We start from the raw sequence: 17235 nt of genomic DNA on the forward strand, positions 1-17235 counted from the left end.
CGGCTCCGAAATCAGCTCAACGGGATCACGCGCACAGTCTTGTCATGGACCTGGACCATCCCTACAGTCCTGCCGAGCCAAGTTTTGGGAGCGCTCCCATTCACATAGTCGCCGGAACGCTTCCCCACTACCCCCATCCCTCGGAAGAGGATCCGCATGCGTCCTTCAACGCACCATGCCCGCAGCGCGCGTGGTCTGCTCGGCGCGCTGCTCACAGCGATCGTCTCGCTCGCCGCGCTCCTGACGACAGCGCCGGCACAGGCCGACACCGCGATCTGCCAGCCCTTCGGAACGACGACCATCCAGGGCCGCTACGTGGTCCAGAACAACCGCTGGGGCACCAGTGCCGCCCAGTGCGTCACGGCTACCGACTCGGGATTCAGGATCACCCAGGCCGACGGATCCGTCCCCACGAACGGCGCTCCGAAGTCGTACCCGTCCGTCTACAACGGCTGCCATTACACCAACTGCTCACCCGGCACCAACCTTCCCGCGCAGCTCAGCACCGTCTCCACCGCACCGTCGAGCATCACCTACAGCTATGTGAACGACGCGGTGTACGACGCCGCGTACGACATCTGGCTCGACCCCACGCCACGGACCGACGGCGTCAACAGGACCGAGATCATGATCTGGTTCAACAAGGTCGGATCCATCCAGCCCATCGGCTCCCCGGTCGCCACCGCCAACGTGGGCGGGCGCGACTGGCAGGTGTGGTCCGGCAACAACGGCTCGAACGACGTGCTGTCGTTCGTCGCACCGTCGGCGGTCACCAGCTGGTCCTTCGACGTCATGGACTTCGCCCGGCAGGCCATTTCCCGCGGACTCGCCCAGAACAACTGGTATCTGACGAGCGTTCAGGCCGGGTTCGAGCCCTGGCAGAACGGCGCCGGTCTCGCCGTGACCTCGTTCTCCTCCGCCGTGAACACCGGGTCCTCCGGCGGTAACCCGGGCAACCCCGGCGGCTCCACGTCCTGCAAGGTGGCATACGCGACGAACGTCTGGTCGGGCGGCTTCACCGCGGACGTCGCCATCACCAACACCGGCTCCTCCCCCGTCAACGGCTGGCAGCTCGCGTTCACGCTCCCCTCCGGGCAGCGGATCACCAACTACTGGAACGCGAACCTGTCCTCGTCGTCAGGAGCCGTCACGGCGAGCAACACGGCCTACAACGGCCAGATCGCAAGTGGCGGCCAGGTGACCTTCGGGTTCCAGGGAACTGCCGACGGAACCTTCGTCAGGCCCTCCGGCTTCAGCCTCAACGGGAGCGCCTGCACAACCGTGTGACGCACCATCAGCCTCCGGGCCCACCCGCCGCAACGCCGACCGGCCGGGCCCGGAGGCCACACGGAACACCCCTTCGGGTACGGAGCGCGCCGGAGCACCGCCAGACACGCGCCCGCCTCTCGGCATCGCCAAACATTCAACGACAAAACGGACATGCACAATGTGCCGGAGTGATCGCGCCCGCAGGTCAGTCACTGATCCGCGCCGTGGCCGCGCCTCACCTGCCCAGCTCCACAGATCGAGGTATGTCATGCATGGGTCCGATCCGAGTCGGCGTGCCGTTCTCGCGGGGAGCGCGGCCGCGGCCGCGCTCGCCGGCCTCTCCTCGCTCCAGGGCCGAGCCCGGGCCGCGGAATCCGCGCACGGCGAGGCAACCGCAGCGTCGCCCTACAACTGGCGCAACGTGTTCATCGGCGGCACCGGATTCGTCACCGGCGTGGTGTTCCATCCCGCCGTGAAGGGGCTCGCGTACGCCCGTACCGACATGGGCGGCGCCTACCGCTGGGACGACACCGCGGCCCGCTGGATCCCGCTGCTGGACTGGGTCAGCCAGGACGACCAGAACCTCCTCGGTGTCGAGTCCCTGGCCATCGACCCCGCCCGGCCGGACCGCCTCTACCTGGCTCTCGGCACCTACGCCCAGTCGTGGGCGGACAACGGCGCGTTCCTGCGCTCCGACGACCGCGGGGCGACCTGGACCCGTACCGACCTCACAGTGAAGCTCGGCTCCAACGAGGACGGCCGGGGCACGGGCGAACGCCTCCTCCTGGACCCGCGCAACAGTGACACCCTGTGGCTGGGCACCCGGCACGACGGCCTCCTCAAGTCGACGGACCGGGGCGCCACCTGGGCCGCCGCGACCGGCTTCCCGCCCGTCCCCAGTGCCTCCGGCCAGGGCGTCACCGTCCTCGTCGCCGCCGGGCGCACCGTGTACGCCGGCTGGGGTGACGGCGACGGCTCCACGACCGCGAACACCCTGTACCGCACCACCGATGGCACCACGTGGGTGCCCGTCCCCGGCCAGCCGACCGGACCGACGGCCAAGATGCCCATGCGGGCCGCGTACGACGCCCGCGCCGACGAGCTCTACGTGACGTACGCCAACGCCCCCGGTCCCAACGGCCAGTCCAACGGCAGCGTCCACAAACTGGCCGTCGCCGGCGGTACGTGGACCGACGTCACCCCGGTGAAGCCCGGCGGCGCCGACGGCTTCGGTTATGGCGGGGCCTCCGTGGACGCCCAGCGCGCCGGCACCGTCGTCGTCACCACCAACAACCGCTGGTCGTCGGGCGACACCCTGTTCCGCACGACCGACGGGGGCCGGACCTGGACCTCCCTCAAGGACACGGCGACCATCGACGTGTCCGAGACCCCGTTCCTCAAGTGGGGGAAGGCGGAGCCGACGTTCGGCTGGTGGATCCAGATGGCCGCCATCGACCCCTTCGACTCCCAGCACATCGTCTACGGCACCGGCGCAACCCTCTACGGCACCCGCGACCTGAAGAAGTGGGCCCCGCAGATCCGTGGCCTGGAGGAGACGTCGGTGCTCTTCCTGATCTCGCCGCCGACCGGCCAGGCACACCTGCTCAGCGGCTCACGGGACATCGGCACGCTCTACCACGACCGGCTCACGACGTCTCCGGCCGGCGGCCTGGCGACCAACCCGGTCTTCAGCACGGCGGCGGGCCTCGCGCAGGCCGCGAACAAGCCGTCCTACGTGGTCCGCACGGGCCTCGGCGACAACGGCAACGGCGCCTCCTCGAACGACGGCGGGCAGACCTGGACGCCCTTCAAGGCCCAGCCCGCCGACGCCAAGGAAGCACCGGGGCCGATCGCCACCACCGCCGACGGCAACGTCCTGGTGTGGTCCTTCATCCACTGGGACGGCACCAAGCACGCGACCCAGCGCTCCGCGGACAACGGGGCCACCTGGTCGGTGGTCTCCTCGTTCCCCGCCGGTGCCACACCGGTGGCGGACCCGGTCGACGCCAAGATCCTGTATGCGTTCGACACCGCCACCGGAAAGCTGTTCGCCAGCACCGACAAGGGTCTGACGTTCACGGCCCGGGCCACCGGACTCCCCTCCGGCGACGCCGGGTACCAGCTGACCGCGGCACCGGGACGCTCCGGTGACCTGTGGCTCAGCACCAAGGGCAACGGGCTGTTCCGGTCCACCGACGGCGGCAAGTCCTTCGCGAAGCTCCCGAGCTGCCAGGCCTCGTTCACGCTCGGCTTCGGCGCGGCGGCCGAGGGTGCCTCCTATCTCTCGGTCTACCAGGTGGCCACCGTGGGAGGCGTCACCGGCGTCTACCGCTCCGACGACACCGCAAAAACCTGGCTGCGCATCAACGACGCCCAGCACCAGTGGGGCTGGATCGGCCAGGCCATCACTGGAGACCCCCGGGTCTACGGCCATGTGTACCTGGCCACCAACGGCCGCGGTGTCCAGTTCGGCCAACCGGCCTGACCCGTGAACACCACCGCGGCCGGAACTGGATGAACCGACTGCGGCCCCTCCGAGCGACCCGCCCGGAGGGGCCCCATCCACGCCCGTGGGCGGGGTCCCGTTCGTGCTGAGGGTGCCACCACAGGGTCTCGACCAGTACGCCCAGCTCGAGAGCGAGATCCACCACGACCGTGCCGCTACCGCTGCACCGGATACAGCGACGGTGAGCCCCGCCAGCTCTTCGACCCCTGGCAGCAGTGCCGCGACCTGCGTCACGTCATCACCCACCTGACGCTGCGCGACGACATCGACGCCGACCGCATCGGCGTCTGGGGCATCAGCATCGGCTGCGCCAACTCCCTGTTCACCGCCGCCATGGACCGCCGGGTCGCAGCCGTGGTCAGCCTCATCCCGCCCGGCAGCGGCTGGAGCGCCCGGGAACTCCAGCCCTCCGACACGATGGCCGAACTGGACGCCCTGATCCCGCACGGCCGCCAGGCACAGCTGCGCCGTGAACCCGCTGCCACCATCCAACTGCACGGCAGGCCCGAGCCGGGCAAGCCGGTGATGTTCAGCGACGAAGAAGGCCTGGAGTTCGTGGAGAACATGATCCACGGCCTGCCCAGCTTCAGTAACGAGATCACCGTCTCCGCCCTGGACCACCTGTTCGAGTACGAGGGCCGGCACTACGAGATCCTGTCGGGCCAGCTTCCCGAGTCATCTCCGCAGCGACGACACAACGGCAGATCGGCCGGGTGACCGCTGACCCGGTGTGCGACGGCGACGGGCAGTTCCGGCCGGGAGCGCTGGCTGCCGGCCCGCCGGCCGCGGAGAAATCCCGATGAGGTGTCGTCCGTCCGCTCAACTCGCCTTCGTCCCGGGTCCGTCGGGCGTACGCCCCAGTGTCTCCCCGCCTGATCCGTCGCTGTCGCCGCCGGCGAGCCGCTTCTCGGGAAGCACGACGGCCAGCACGGCACCGACGAGGAACAGCGGGACCAGGTAGGCGAAGACTGGTGCCAGGGCGTGCTGGTAGGCCTCAACCACGGCGTCCTGGACCCGAGTCGGCAGAGCATGGACGATTGCGGGGGTCAGTGACTCCGTGTCGCCGACTGTCGTACGGCCGGTCGAAGACAGCCGGGTGCCGAGTTGGTCGGTCAGCCGGCTGGTGAAGATCGCGCCGACCGCGGCGTTCCCGACCGTCGCGCCGATCTCCCGGAAGAAGTTGTTGGCGGAGGTCGCGGTGCCCACGTCGGCGGCGGGGAAGGCGTTCTGGACGGCCAGGACGAGGGTCTGGGACATGAGGCCGATGCCCACGCCCATCAGGAAGAGGTAACCGCAGATCAGGGCGAGAGGCGTGGCCACCTGAAGAGTGGAGAGCATCAGAGCCGTGACGGCGATGACAAGGGAACCGGCGATCGGATAGATCCGGTAGCGGCCGGTCCGGCTCATCCGCAGGCCGACCGGCAGGCTCGCACCCATCAGGCCGACCACCATCGGCAGCAACAACCAGCCGGACTGCGCGGCGGTGACGCCGTAGACCATCTGCAAGTACGTGGGCATGTAGCTGACGACCGCGAACATGCCGACACCGATCACGATCATGCCGATGATGGTGGCGATGTCGAAGATGGGGCTGCGGAACAGGCGCAGCGGGATGATCGGTTCGGTCACCCAGCTCTGCGAGTAGAAGAACAGGGCCCAGGATCCAGCACCCGCGCCTGCGAGGCCGAGGACGAGCGGGTCGCTCCACGAATAGTCGGTTCCGCCCCAGTCCGCGACCAGCACGGTGCAGGTGACGGCTGCCGTCATGAGGGTGATGCCGACGTAGTCGATCGTGGCCTTGAGCGCCTTGCGCGGCAGGTGCAGCGCCATGGCGCACACGGCGAGTGCGAGCAGGCCGACCGGCAGGTTGATCCAGAAGCACCAGCGCCAGCCGATGCCGTCGGTGAACCAACCGCCGAGCAGCGGGCCGACGACAGACGACAGTCCGAAGATGACGCCGATCGGTGCCATGTACTTCGCGCGCTGCCGGGGCGGTACCAGGTCGGCGACGATCGCCTGTGAGGTGATCATCAGTCCGCCGCCGCCCAGGCCCTGGATGGCCCGGCCGATGATCAGCATCGCCATGTCCTGCGCGGATCCGGCGATCGCGGAACCCGCCAGGAAGAGGATGATTCCGCCGAGGTAGAGGTTCCTGCGGCCGAGCAGATCGCCGAGGCGTCCGTAGACGGGCATCACCACGGTGGCGGCGAGGATGTAGGCCGTGGTCACCCAGGCCATGTGTGTCACACCGTGCAGCTCGCCTACGACGGTGGGCAGTGCGGTGCTGACGATGGTCTGGTCGAGTGAGGCGAGCAGCATCACGGCCATCAGGCCGGCGTATATGAGTCCGAACCGGCTGCGGCCGTCGAAGGAGTGCCGCTTTTCCTCCGGCGAGCGCGCCACAGAGAGGGAGTCACTCATCGGTTCTCCGCATGGGGGTAGGGCGAGCCTAGGCCGGGCGGCCCACGTGGCCGCCCGGCGCATCAGGTCGTGGCAAGGGTCTTCGGGAGATCGGCGGAGCGCTCGGCATACGGCACGGCCGAGTTGGCGCTCGTTCGGCGACTCCCGAACACCGTCACGCCGACTCGGTGGCCAGGTCGGGAGAGCTTTCGATCTTCCACTGCGGCGGGAACTTCGGTAGCAGCGCTGCCAGAACGACGGCGACCAACGTCATTACGGTGAGCGCGAGCACCGGCACCGTATAGCTCCCGGTCGCGCTCTGCACCGCGCTGACCAGGTAGGGCGCCAGTCCGAGCGACAGCGTGGAGATGGCCAGCGTCAGGCCCTGCAACTGCGCGAACGAGGTGAGACCGAAGTACCGCGCGATGAGGAAGGGACCCAGTGACGACTCAGCGCCGTAGGCGAAGCCGAGGAGGATCATCGCGACGAACAGCAGCGGTATCGAGCCGTGGTTCACGAAGGCGATCACGAGCCCCATCGGCACCGCCGCGAGCATCGGGACCACGACCCAGGGTCGGTCGGTCCGGTCCAGGACCAGCCCGCCGACGAGCAGTCCCACCACCGACGTGGCGAACAACGCGGACAAGGTCAACGAGACCGTCGCCTCGCTGAATCCCCGCTCGCTGAAGAAACCGACCGCGATCTGGCGCACGACCATCGGGCCGGCTGCCGCGAAGGCGAGGGAGATCGTGATGGAGATCCAGACCCGGGTTCGGATCGCCTTGGGCAGCGGAATGCCCGGAAGACGTGGCAGCTCCAGTTCGGGCCCCGTCACGCGCGGCGCCGTCGGCTCGGAGATGAGGAACATGGCCGTCGGGATCGCCACGAGCGCGATCACCACCGCCACGAGTAGGTAGGTTCCCTTCCATCCGAGCCCTGCGCCACCGCTGATCAGCCACTGAAAAACCGGTGAGAACACGGCGGCGGCCGCGCTGGGGGCGACGCCGATGAGGGCGAATCCAAAGCCCTTGTGCTGGGGCAGCCAGACCGAGATCACCTTGAAGACGACAGCGAGCCCCGCCATGAAGCCGAAGGTGGACGACAGAATCATCACGACCGCCAGCGCCGGCACGCTGGACCCGCATGCGGGGATCAGTGCCGTCAGCGCGGCGTAGAGGACGGCGGAGCGGATCGCGACCCTGCGTGCACCCAGCTGATCCACCCAACGGCCGGCGAAGGGCAGGGCGATCGGCCCGATCAGCAATGGCAGCGTGACGAACACGAGGATGCCGGAGGATTCGGCGGCACCCGTGTCCTTGGCGAACGACGGAATGACGAACGTCGTCATCGCGGAGAGGCCGGAGGGACTTACCAGCATGAGGAGGAGACAGCCGCTCAGCGCGGCCTTGGCACCTGGTGGTGCGTTCCAGAGGTCGCCGAGATAGGACTTCCAGCCTGCTTCGGACGAGGACGGGACAGTGTCGCCCGTGGGCACGGAAGTGGTCATGGGAAAGCCTCCGTTACGGAAGCGCCGCGGCCCCATTGGCGCGGCGAGCTGATGCAGAGGGCGGCTCAATCGGTCATGGACTGAGGGTGTGAAGCGGTGGAACGCGTTGCCTCCCATCCGCTCGGGGAACTGCTTCGGCGGTCGTAGGGGCCGACGTCAACTGGTGCTTGACGTCGGCCTGTTGAGTCCGATCGCGCACCGATACCGACGCGCGATCGACTCGGACAACAGGGCCGGCGGAGACACCGCCGCTCGGTTCACGCGGGGCGTGGCACCGGGCCCGGGACGCTGCCGTTGGCCGCGTGCGGGGGCAGCTTTCCGGGCGGGGGCGAGCCCAGGGCGGCGATCACCGGGAGCGGTTCCAGCCCGAAGATGTCCCGACCGTTGATCTCCGCCATCGGGTCGATCCGGAACGCGCCGTGGGTCGCCAGCACATGCACGTCCCGGACGAAACGCTGGATCGGGTTGGACAGGCCCACGGTCGAGGAACCGAGTGCCAGCTGCAGCCCGTCGATCACCTGGAGACAGGCATGGATCTGATGGACGAGGTCCATCGTGATCTCCGGTTCGTCCCACGGGTGGAAGTCCTCGCCCGACAGCGCACGCCGGTCGATCTCGTCCGCCTGGCGCTCGATGACCGCCGCGGCCGTGTTGATGACGGCCCTCGCCTTGCCGGCCACGACCTGCGTCGAGGCCATGTCGGCCATGGTCGGATAGGGCAGGTTGAACGGCGGCCGCTTGGCGGCCTGTTCAACGAAGGCGCGGAGTGCGCCCTCGGTCATGCCGAGGGCGAGCGCCGCGAAGGCCGTCGTGGTGGCGACCATGGTTCCGGTCGCGGAGTGCATGAACCCGAGTCCCTGGTACTTGCCGCGCAGAGCGTCCATGCGGGCGGGCATGTCCATGGTGTGGATGACGCGGTACTCGGGGACGAACACCTCCTCGTCGGCCCGCACACTGTTGCTCGACGTGGCGCTCATGCCCATGACCTGCCAGTCGTCGACGATCGTGTACTGGTCCTGGGAGAGCAGTCCCATCGCACGACGCCGTTCGCCGGTCTTGGGGTCGTCGTACTCGAACCCGACCGAGCCCCACTTCGCGATCTTGCAGCCGCTGCCGAACGCCCACTTGCCCTTCACCATCCAGCCGCCCTCGACCTTGCGGCCGTCGCCGACCTTCGGGGCGAAAACGGTGGCGCCGAACAGGAGTGGTCCCCGCCAGGTGTCGATGTCGGCGAAGACCTCGTCCTTCACACGGTCGTCGAGTGCGAGCGCGCTACGGGACGCGCTGGAGACGATCACCGTCCAGCCGGCCGACCCGTCGACGCGGCCGAGTTCACGCACGACCTCCGCGGTGTCGCGGGCACCGAGGGCGAACCCGCCCAACTCCACCGGGATGGTGATGCGGAAGACGCCGATCTCGTGCAGCACCGAGACTGTCTCGGGTGCGAGCGTGCCCAGCAACTCGCCCTCGCGGGCACGTTCGGCGAGGCCGGGCGCCGCAGCGCGCACCGCGTCGCGCATGTGCCGTCCCTCCTCGCTGATATGGGGCGACTCGGGGAACCTGCTCACTTTGGGCAACGTCATGGTCATCTCAGTTCTCTTTCTTCATCCTTGGGCATCGCCGACGCGTTCATCGCTGCGCACGGGTGGCGGGCGGTCGCGATGCGGGGCGGCAGCACCTCGGCCCGGCTGCGTCCAAGACGGGTGGAGGGAGGGGCCTTCGAGAGCGACGGCGGGAGCTGCGGCGACGGTCGGCGACTGGACCGAGCGCGCCCCTTAGGTCCCCGGCAGCGGCGCGGCCATCTTGCGGAAGGCGCTCCAGTGCTCGGCGAGCTTGCCGTCGCGTACGCGGAACACCGTGACGATGTACCAGTCGTAGGTCTCCCCGGGGCTCTCCGGGTCCGGTGTCGGCTGCTTCATCATCACGCAGGCCAGTTCGCCCTCCAGGACCACGCTCACCACCGGCGGCGGAGTGCCGTGACCGGTCGGGACGTGGCGGAAGTGCTCGATGATGTTGTCCCGGCCGTTGCCGGGGGCGTTCGGGTCGTGCTGGACGTAGTCCTCGACGATGTAACGCTTCATCACGTCTTCGACGTTCTCCTGCACGGTGCCGTCGCGCACCATGCGCGCGAGGTCCGCCTCGAAGTCGACCAGCAGACGCTTGACGGCGGTCCGCTCGGGCGTGTCCGCCTGGGCGACGGCCGCCTTGTAGTCCTCGCGGTCGAGCCAGGTGTCGTACAGCGCGGGGTCGTTGATGTGCGCGACGCCGTCGATGATGCTGAAGTCGTTCATGCGCGGATGGGCTCCTTGTCTCGGGACGGGTCTGTCGAGGCGCGGCGCTCGGGGACGGCGCCGCCGATCATGGCGAAGGGGGCCAGGCCCAGGAGCCGGCGTCCGTTCTGCTCCGCCAGCGGGTCGATGCGGATCGCGCCGTGCGAGGTGAGCACGCGGGCGTCGCGGACGAACCGCTGGATCGGGTTGGACAGGCTCACCGTGGACGAGCCGATCGTCTTCTGTAGGAGGTTGATCGCGTCCTCGCACAGGTTCGCCGCGAAGGCGATGGAGAGGCTGATCTCGGACTCCTCCGGCGGGGTGAAGTCGAGTCCTTCCGCGGTCCGCGCGTCGATCTGGTCGGCCGCGCCCTCGATCGTCGCGGCGGCGACGTTGATCATCGCGAGTGCCTTGCCCGCCGCGACCTGGGCGGACGCCATGTCGCCGATCGTGGGGTAGGGCAGGGTGAACGGCTTGCGCTTGTTCGCCTGCTCGGTGAAGCAGTCGAGCGCGCCCCGGGCCATGCCCAGGGTGATCGCGAGGTTCGCGAGCGTCGCGCAGAGCAGCAGCGCCAGGCCGCGTTGCCCGTAGCCGAAGCCCGTGTAGCGGTCGTGCAACTGCTGCAGCCGCGGCGGGAAATCACCGAGGTCGATGAAGCGGTGCGCCGGGACGAACACCTCGTCCTGCACGCGAAGGCTGTTGCTGGCCGATCCCGACAGACCCATGACGTCCCAGTCGTCGAGAATCTCGTACTGCTCCCGGCGGAGCGCGACCATGCCGCGTCCGCTCCCGCCGGCTTCGGCGGGGTCGTACTCGATGCCGACCAGCGCCCAGCTCGCGTGCTTGCAGCAGCTGCCGAACGGCCACTTGCCCTGCACCATCCAGCCGCCGTCGACGGCACGGGCGGAGCCGACCTTGGTCGCGAAGACGGACGCGCCCACGATGGCCGGCCCGACCCAGTCCGCCGTCTCGGCGCGCACCTCGTCGACCACCTGCGCATCCATCGCGAGCACGTTCTTCACGCCCACGCCGACGAACCCGGCCCACCCGGCGGAGCCGTCGCCCTCGCTCAGCGCGGCGATCACCTCGACCAGGTCCCGTGCTCCGAGGCCGTACCCGCCCCACTCGACGGGCATGGACATGCGAAAGACACCGGCGTCGTCGATCGCTTCGAGCACCTCGGGGGTGAGCGCCGCGATCTTCTCTCCCTCGCGGGCCTGAGAGCGGATCAGCGGGATGAGCCCGCGCACGCGGTCGCGGATCCGGCGGCCCTCGTCGGTGATCCACGGGGAGACCACGGGTGAGGCGGGCGGCGGGGGTGGCATCGGCGGCAGTTGGCCATCAAGGGCGGGCGGCGGGGGTATTGCAGTCATCGAAGCACCATGATTTCTCTAACATGCACTGAACAGTTCAGTGCATTCTGTAGGCGGAAGAAGGACAGGTCGGGAAAACGGAGCGCGAGGTCGCCAGGAGGCGTCGGCTCAACCCAGTGGGGAGGGCGGGGCGTCGACGCCCCGCTGCGGCACCGCGGCGCCGACCATGGGGAACGGCTTGAGTCCGAGGATGCGTCGGCCGTTCTGCTCGGCGAGCGGGTCGACGCGGATCGCGCCGTGCGAGGTGACCACGCGGGCGTCGCGAACGAATCGCTGGATCGGATTGGACAGCGAGACGGTCGAGGAACCGAGCGTCTTCTGGAGGAGGTTGATGGCGTCCTCGCACAGGTTCGCCGCGTACGCGAGCGCGAGGCTGATCTCCGACTCCTCGTCGTCGCCGAATTCGAGCCCGGCGTCGGTGCGCGCGTCGACCTGGTCCGCGTAGCGTTCGATCGTCGAGCCGGCCAGGACGATCATCGCCTGCGCGCGCCCGACGGCCACCTGCGCCGAAGCCATCTCGGCGACGCTCGGGTAGGGCAGGGTGAACGGCTTGCGCCTGATGGCCTGTTCCGCGAAACAGGACAGCGCGCCGCGCGCCATGCCCAGCGTGATAGCCGTGCTGCTGAGCGCCACCGTCATCAGGAGCGCTCGGCCGCTCTGCCGGAAGGCGGCGCCGCTGTAGTGGTGTCGGATCTGATCGAGCCTCGGCGGGAACTCCGCGAGGTCGAGGAAGCGGTGGTCGGGGACGAAGATGTCCTCGGTGACCCGCAGGCTGTTGCTGGACGTTCCGGAGAGCCCCATGACGTGCCAGTCGTCGAGGATCTCGAACTGCTCCCGCTCCAGCACCACGACACCGCGACCGGTGCCGCCGCCTTCCGCGGGATCGAAGGCGACTCCCACCAGCGCCCAGCGGGCGTGCTTGCAGCCGCTGCCGAAGGCCCAGCGACCGTTGACCAGCCAACCGCCGTCGACCTTGCGGGCGTTGCCGACCGTGGTCGCGAACACGGAGGCGCCGACGAGTGCCGGCCCCACCCAGCCCTGGACGTCCTTGCGGATCTCCTCGACCACCTGCGGTTGCAGGGCGAGGAAGTTGCGCAGTCCGACGCCGACGAAGGCGCTCCAGGCGGCCGAGCCGTCCGCCTCGCCCAAGGCCGCGACGACCTCGACGAGGTCGCGGGCGCCCAACGCGCTGCCACCCCACTCGACGGGCATCGTCATGCGGTAGACGCCTACTTCGTCCAGCGCCTGAAGCACGTCGGGGGTCAACGCCCCGATCCGCTCCCCCTCACGCGCCTGCGACCGGATGAGAGGGACGAGGTCCTGGACCCAGTCGCGCAGCTCACGTCCGGCGTCGGTCAACCACGGCGACTCGACGGCCCTGACCTCCGGGGCGATGTGCTCGGACATCGGATCTCCTCATTGAGATTGAGCGAATACAACGAACTCATCTGTAGGGGTGGGTGAGTTGGTGGCGGCCCTCTCAGGCGGCGACAGCCGACCTGTCGCTGTCGTCGAGCCGCCGGAAGCGGCTTCCGTGGAAGACCAGGGGCTCGGCCGACGGCAGCGTCCAGAGGCGATCTATCTCCAGCAGGGCGATGGTGTGGTCGCCCGCCGGGAGTTCGGCGCGGAGCGTGCAGGTGTACCAGGTGACCGCCCCCGGAAGGACCACCGCTCCTTCTCCGGTCGTCTCCCAGTGCACGTCGGCGAACCGGGTCTCCTCCGCACCTGCCAGCGCGCGGCACACCTCACCCTGCTGCTCGCCCAGGACACTCAGGCCCAGCCATGGCAGCTCCCTGAGCTTGGGCCAGGTGCGGGACGAGGTCTGCATGCACACCGAGACGAGGGGCGGGGCCAGCGATACGGAAGTGAAGGAGCTGACCGCCATTCCGACAGGGCGGTCGTCCACCATCCCGCACACCGCGATCACCCCGCTCGGGAAACGTCCGAACGCTTCCCGCAGGGCCTGCGCGTCCGTCGGTGCCACGGGGGTGGGCTGCGGCTCCAGACCCAAGCCCACCCCCGTGTGCTCAGGGGACCTGCGCTCATTGATCGACATGGTCATCACGTTCTTTCTTCCTGTGCGGCGGTCGGCTCAGCCCACTTGGGGCACGCCGCCTGCGAACATGGGAAACGGTTCGAGTCCAAGGAGTTGGCGGCCGCTCAGCTCGGCCAGCGGGTCGAAGCGGATCGCGCCATGAGTGGCCAGCACGCGCACGTCCCGCGCGAAGCGCTGGATCGGGTTCTTGAGACTCACCGTGGAGGAGCCGATGGCCAGTTGGAGCTTGTCGATGGCGTCCGCGCACAGCCGCACCGCGTAGACGAGGTCCATCGTGATCTCGGACTCCTCGGCGCCGGAGAACTCGGTCCCGGCCAGGGCGCGGCGGTCCACCTCGTCGGCGTGGCCGAGGATGGTGGCCTCCGCGGCGTTGATCATCGCGCGGGCCGTACCAGCCGCCACCTGGGTCGACGGCATGTCCGCCACCGTGGGGTAGGGCAGGTTGAACGGCTTGCGGACCTTCGCCTGCTCGACGAAACAGTCCAGCGTGCCGCGGGCCATGCCCAGCGCGACGGCCACGTTGCTGAGGCAGGTGATCAGCATGAGCGCGCGTGTGTCGTTGCGGAATCCGAGGCCTGCGTAGCGCTCCCGAACGCTGTCCATGACCGCGGGGAAGTCGGCCAGGTCGACGAAGCGGTGGCCGGGGACGAACGCCTCCTCCTCGGCGGTGATGCTGTTGCTGGAGGTGGCCTTCAGGCCCATGACCTTCCAGTCGTCCAGGATCGTGTACTGCTCGCGGCTCAGCAGCGCCATCCCCCGGTGCGGTCGGCCTTCGGCGTCCTCGTAGGTCACTCCCACGGCAGCCCAGGCAGCGTGCTTGCACCCGCTGCCGAACGCCCACTTCCCGGAGACCAGCCACCCGCCGTCCGCTCGGCGTGCCGATCCCACGCTCGTGGAGAACACGGAGGCACCGACGACCAGCGGACCTATCCAGGTGTCGATCTCCTTGAAGACCTCGTCGACGGTCTGCTGGGGGAAGCCGAGGACATTGCGGATGCCGCCGGCCACGAAGACCGTCCAGGCGGCGGATCCGTCGCCTTCGCCGAGTGCCGTGATGATCTCCACGGTGTCTCGCGCCCCGAGGGCATAGCCGCCCAGTTCGCCAGGAAGGGCGATCTTGAAGACACCCGCTTCGTGTATCGCTCTGAGCGTCTCAGGAGGCAGGGCGCCGAGTTGCTCTCCTTCCTGTGCTTCCTCCCGCAACAGAGAGGTGAGGGCGCGCGTCCGGTCCCGGATCTGCCGCCCGCGGTCGCTGAGGCGGGGAGAGGAGCCCCGCTCGGTCGACGCAGTGATGTCGGCTCCGGGAGGGGTCGCAGAGTGTGGCTTGCTCATGGAGAGCCTTCCTTTTTCGATTGAACTGCACCGTCCAGTTCAGTTGAACCGTACGGTAGAGTTCAGTGAAAGGTCAAGCGATGAGATGCGTACCGGTTCCCACCAGGGCCGGGATTCAGCGAGGAGTGAGATGGCTGAGCGGGAGCGCCCCCAGCGCGCAGGTTCGAGCGGGCGAGGCAAGCGGGCACCCATTCTCGACGCGGCCGTCGAGCTGTTCCTCGAACTCGGTTTCGATCAAACCTCGATGGATGCCGTGGCAGCCAAGGCCGGCGTCTCGAAGACGACCGTCTACGCCCACTTCGGCGACAAGCTGGAACTGTTCCGCGCGGTGATCGCCCGCGGAGGGGCCTCCCTCGATTTCGACCTGGATCAGACGACGCTCGCCTCCGTCGACGACCCGCACGAGAGGCTGGCCCGGATCGTCCTGAAGCTCCTCCAGGCAACGACCGCTCCGACCTATCTGGCCTTCATTCGCGTCCTGACCGTCGAAGCGGGCCGCCGCCCCGAGCTGACCGAGGCGATTCGGTCCCTCGGCGTACCTCATGTCGTCGACCTGGTTGCCGTGGCCCTGCGCGATGACGCACGGCAGCGCGGCTACACCCTGCCCGACCCGGAGGCGTACGCAGGACTGTTCGTGCGCATGACGGCGGCCGGACCACAGATGGACGCGCTGCTGGATCCGGAGGCCGACCGCGACCCGGCGCACTTCGAGGCGTACGCCCGATGGACTACAACGATCTTCCTGCAAGGCCTGCGCGCCGACGACCTTCCGAACGCCCCGGATTCCGCGATGAGTCAGGTCTTCCCCCGACTGTCGCGGGCGACCTCCTGAGCTACGCCGTGGCGCGGCAGGCCAGACCTTCCGCGCCACGGCACCCTTGAGCATCACCGGCGAGCACCGGCCACCGCACGCTCGACCTCCGCGCTCCCCCGCGGGGCGATCATGGCAAATCACCTCATGCAGGCCTCTTGACCGATGAGCTGCACTGGACCGTACAGTTCATCAATCGGAGTGCCGCTCAGCACTCGGCGCCTCAGCAAGCCACTGGCAGCACGAGGCCGCCCCGCCCGCTCAGCCGGCGGCAGCCATCTCCTTGCTTGAGGAAGGACGATGATGTCCCCATCCCCGCCCCACCCCGAATTCGCTCCGCCCGGTCAGCCGGACGCCCCTTCCCCCGCCACCCTGCGGGAGTCCTTGTCCGCACTGCGCGGCTACCCCACACCGGCGTGGAAAGCAGCGATCGCCTGCGTGCTCGCCATGGTCGTGAGTCCCCCCGCTCTCGTCACGACCGTCACATTCCTCATCGCCCCGGTCGCCAGGGACTTCAACTGGTCCCCCTCGGAAACGTTGAGCATCTTCAACATTCCCACCGTCGCCGCCCCCTTCGTGCTGCCCCTGGCCGGCCGTCTGGTCGACCGCTGGGGCGCCCGGGCGGTCGCCGTTCCCGGCACCGCCCTCTACGCCATCGCGACGGCCGCGGTGGCGCTCGTGGGCGCGAACGGCGTCGTACTGACCGGGCTCCTGTTGGTGAGCACGGCCCTGGGCTACACCTCCATCCTCGGCGTGGTGTACAAGGTCGTCTCGGAGTGGTTCCCCCACCACCGAGGGCTGGGCTACTCCATACTCATAGGCGCCACCTCCAGCCTCGCCGGTGCCGCACTGTCACCTCTGAGTCAACTGTCCATCGACCACCTCGGGTGGAGGACGACCTACCTGCTGATCGGCGGAGCCATCCTGCTGATCGCCTTCCCCGCCCAGTACTTCCTGATGTACGAGCCCGCGTCGGCCGCGCTGGACCGTAAGAACGTCGTACCGGGGAAGGGAAGGGGGCTGCCCGCGCACAAGGAACTGCCCGGCCTCCCCCTCGGCCGGGCGCTCAAGAGCCGGGCCTGGTGGTACATGGTGCTGGTGCTGACCGTGGCGGCGGGCGTGGCGATGAGTGTGCGTCTGAACGCCGTGTCCCTCTTCGGCGGGCGGGGCTATTCCCCTACGGAGGTGTCCCTGTCGGTGTCGGTCATGCTGGTGGCCTCCCTCGCCGGGCAGATCCTCGCGGGCGTGGTCCTCGACCGGTCGCGCACACCTCGTGCCTTCGTTCCGTTCATGGTGTGCCTGGTGCTCGGCACGGTCATGGTCTTCGCCGCCACGGGCGGCATGTGGGCCCTGTTCCTCACCATGGCCTTGCTCGGTGTCGTGACCGGCGCGGAGTCCACCACCGGACCGTTCCTCGTCGGGTGCTACTTCGGTATGCGGGCCTTCGCCCAGATCCAGGGCATCACGCTGGGCATCGTCAGTCTGGTCGGCATCGGACTCTTCCCCGTGCTGGCGCAGGGAGTCGCGGACAGCACGGGCGGTTACACGGCGACGCTCATCGCCCTCACCGCCGTAAGTCTGATCGTCCTCGCCCTGTCGCTCTTCCTGCCGCGTTATCCGAGCCCCGCCAAGAACCCGGACGCAGACGCACAGTCACCCAGTCTCACCGATGACCGCACGGCCAACTTGTGACGGTCGCCTGCACAGAGGA

Annotated in this window: 13 protein-coding genes; 5 read left to right on the forward strand and 8 right to left on the reverse strand. The window is 68.8% G+C overall.

Annotated elements, in window-relative coordinates; all coding sequences use genetic code 11:
• Nucleotides 1-156: 156 nt before the first annotated feature.
• From R2B38_RS00465 to R2B38_RS00475, 3 genes are all read left to right on the forward strand, one after another.
• Entirely contained in the window at nt 157-1287 is a 1131-nt protein-coding gene (locus tag R2B38_RS00465) for a GH12 family glycosyl hydrolase domain-containing protein (protein ID WP_318014369.1), read from the forward strand.
• 250 nt (nt 1288-1537) lie between these two features.
• Nucleotides 1538-3754, forward strand: a complete 2217-nt coding sequence (locus R2B38_RS00470; RefSeq protein ID WP_318014370.1) for a 1,4-beta-glucanase — start codon at nt 1538-1540, stop codon at nt 3752-3754.
• A 354-nt stretch (nt 3755-4108) separates the two neighbouring features.
• Nucleotides 4109-4492: a hypothetical protein gene (locus R2B38_RS00475; protein WP_318014371.1), complete on the forward strand. Its 384-nt coding sequence runs from the start codon at nt 4109-4111 to the stop codon at nt 4490-4492.
• A gap of 102 nt (nt 4493-4594) precedes the next feature.
• On the opposite strand, the gene R2B38_RS00480 is transcribed toward R2B38_RS00475, so the two are convergent.
• The 8 genes from R2B38_RS00480 to R2B38_RS00515 all read right to left on the reverse strand — a co-directional run bounded on the left by R2B38_RS00480 (nt 4595) and on the right by R2B38_RS00515 (nt 14713).
• Nucleotides 4595-6196 (reverse strand): MDR family MFS transporter, encoded by a 1602-nt coding sequence (locus tag R2B38_RS00480; RefSeq protein WP_318014372.1) that lies wholly within the window; start codon nt 6194-6196, stop codon nt 4595-4597.
• A 154-nt stretch (nt 6197-6350) separates the two neighbouring features.
• Nucleotides 6351-7670: an MFS transporter gene (locus R2B38_RS00485; protein WP_318014373.1), complete on the reverse strand. Its 1320-nt coding sequence runs from the start codon at nt 7668-7670 to the stop codon at nt 6351-6353.
• Nucleotides 7671-7939: 269 nt separating this feature from the next.
• Entirely contained in the window at nt 7940-9271 is a 1332-nt protein-coding gene (locus R2B38_RS00490; protein ID WP_318014374.1) for an acyl-CoA dehydrogenase family protein, read from the reverse strand.
• A 186-nt stretch (nt 9272-9457) separates the two neighbouring features.
• A complete protein-coding gene (locus R2B38_RS00495) occupies nt 9458-9973 on the reverse strand; it encodes a nuclear transport factor 2 family protein (protein WP_318014375.1) in 516 nt (171 codons plus the stop codon).
• Entirely contained in the window at nt 9970-11325 is a 1356-nt protein-coding gene (locus tag R2B38_RS00500; RefSeq protein ID WP_318014376.1) for an acyl-CoA dehydrogenase family protein, read from the reverse strand. The genes R2B38_RS00495 and R2B38_RS00500 overlap by 4 nt, the downstream gene beginning before the upstream one ends.
• Nucleotides 11326-11433: 108 nt before the next feature.
• Entirely contained in the window at nt 11434-12732 is a 1299-nt protein-coding gene (locus R2B38_RS00505; protein WP_318014377.1) for an acyl-CoA dehydrogenase family protein, read from the reverse strand.
• Nucleotides 12733-12805: 73 nt separating this feature from the next.
• A complete protein-coding gene (locus R2B38_RS00510) occupies nt 12806-13381 on the reverse strand; it encodes a flavin reductase family protein (RefSeq protein ID WP_318014378.1) in 576 nt (191 codons plus the stop codon).
• 36 nt (nt 13382-13417) lie between these two features.
• Nucleotides 13418-14713, reverse strand: coding sequence for an acyl-CoA dehydrogenase family protein (locus R2B38_RS00515; RefSeq protein WP_318014379.1), 1296 nt, complete (start codon nt 14711-14713; stop codon nt 13418-13420).
• 130 nt (nt 14714-14843) lie between these two features.
• Here R2B38_RS00515 and R2B38_RS00520 point away from each other — a divergent pair, with 130 nt between their 5' ends.
• Both R2B38_RS00520 and R2B38_RS00525 read left to right on the forward strand, forming a co-directional pair.
• Nucleotides 14844-15545, forward strand: coding sequence for a TetR/AcrR family transcriptional regulator (locus R2B38_RS00520; RefSeq protein ID WP_318014380.1), 702 nt, complete (start codon nt 14844-14846; stop codon nt 15543-15545).
• 279 nt (nt 15546-15824) lie between these two features.
• Nucleotides 15825-17216: an MFS transporter gene (locus R2B38_RS00525; RefSeq protein ID WP_318014381.1), complete on the forward strand. Its 1392-nt coding sequence runs from the start codon at nt 15825-15827 to the stop codon at nt 17214-17216.
• The last annotated feature ends 19 nt before the right edge of the window (nt 17217-17235 follow it).

Origin of the sequence: Streptomyces sp. N50 (assembly GCF_033335955.1) — a bacterium.
In the GTDB taxonomy this organism is placed as follows: domain Bacteria; phylum Actinomycetota; class Actinomycetes; order Streptomycetales; family Streptomycetaceae; genus Streptomyces.

Bases quoted from the DNA above. Each gene is read 5' to 3' on its own strand.
- R2B38_RS00465 (WP_318014369.1), top strand. From the start codon at position 157: ATGCGTCCTTCAACGCACCATGCCCGCAGCGCGCGTGGTCTGCTCGGC.
- R2B38_RS00470 (WP_318014370.1), top strand. From the start codon at position 1,538: ATGCATGGGTCCGATCCGAGTCGGCGTGCCGTTCTCGCGGGGAGCGCG.
- R2B38_RS00475 (WP_318014371.1), top strand. From the start codon at position 4,109: ATGGACCGCCGGGTCGCAGCCGTGGTCAGCCTCATCCCGCCCGGCAGC.
- R2B38_RS00480 (WP_318014372.1), bottom strand. From the start codon at position 6,196: ATGAGTGACTCCCTCTCTGTGGCGCGCTCGCCGGAGGAAAAGCGGCAC.
- R2B38_RS00490 (WP_318014374.1), bottom strand. From the start codon at position 9,271: ATGACCATGACGTTGCCCAAAGTGAGCAGGTTCCCCGAGTCGCCCCAT.
- R2B38_RS00495 (WP_318014375.1), bottom strand. From the start codon at position 9,973: ATGAACGACTTCAGCATCATCGACGGCGTCGCGCACATCAACGACCCC.
- R2B38_RS00500 (WP_318014376.1), bottom strand. From the start codon at position 11,325: ATGACTGCAATACCCCCGCCGCCCGCCCTTGATGGCCAACTGCCGCCG.
- R2B38_RS00505 (WP_318014377.1), bottom strand. From the start codon at position 12,732: ATGTCCGAGCACATCGCCCCGGAGGTCAGGGCCGTCGAGTCGCCGTGG.
- R2B38_RS00510 (WP_318014378.1), bottom strand. From the start codon at position 13,381: ATGTCGATCAATGAGCGCAGGTCCCCTGAGCACACGGGGGTGGGCTTG.
- R2B38_RS00515 (WP_318014379.1), bottom strand. From the start codon at position 14,713: ATGAGCAAGCCACACTCTGCGACCCCTCCCGGAGCCGACATCACTGCG.
- R2B38_RS00520 (WP_318014380.1), top strand. From the start codon at position 14,844: ATGGCTGAGCGGGAGCGCCCCCAGCGCGCAGGTTCGAGCGGGCGAGGC.
- R2B38_RS00525 (WP_318014381.1), top strand. From the start codon at position 15,825: ATGATGTCCCCATCCCCGCCCCACCCCGAATTCGCTCCGCCCGGTCAG.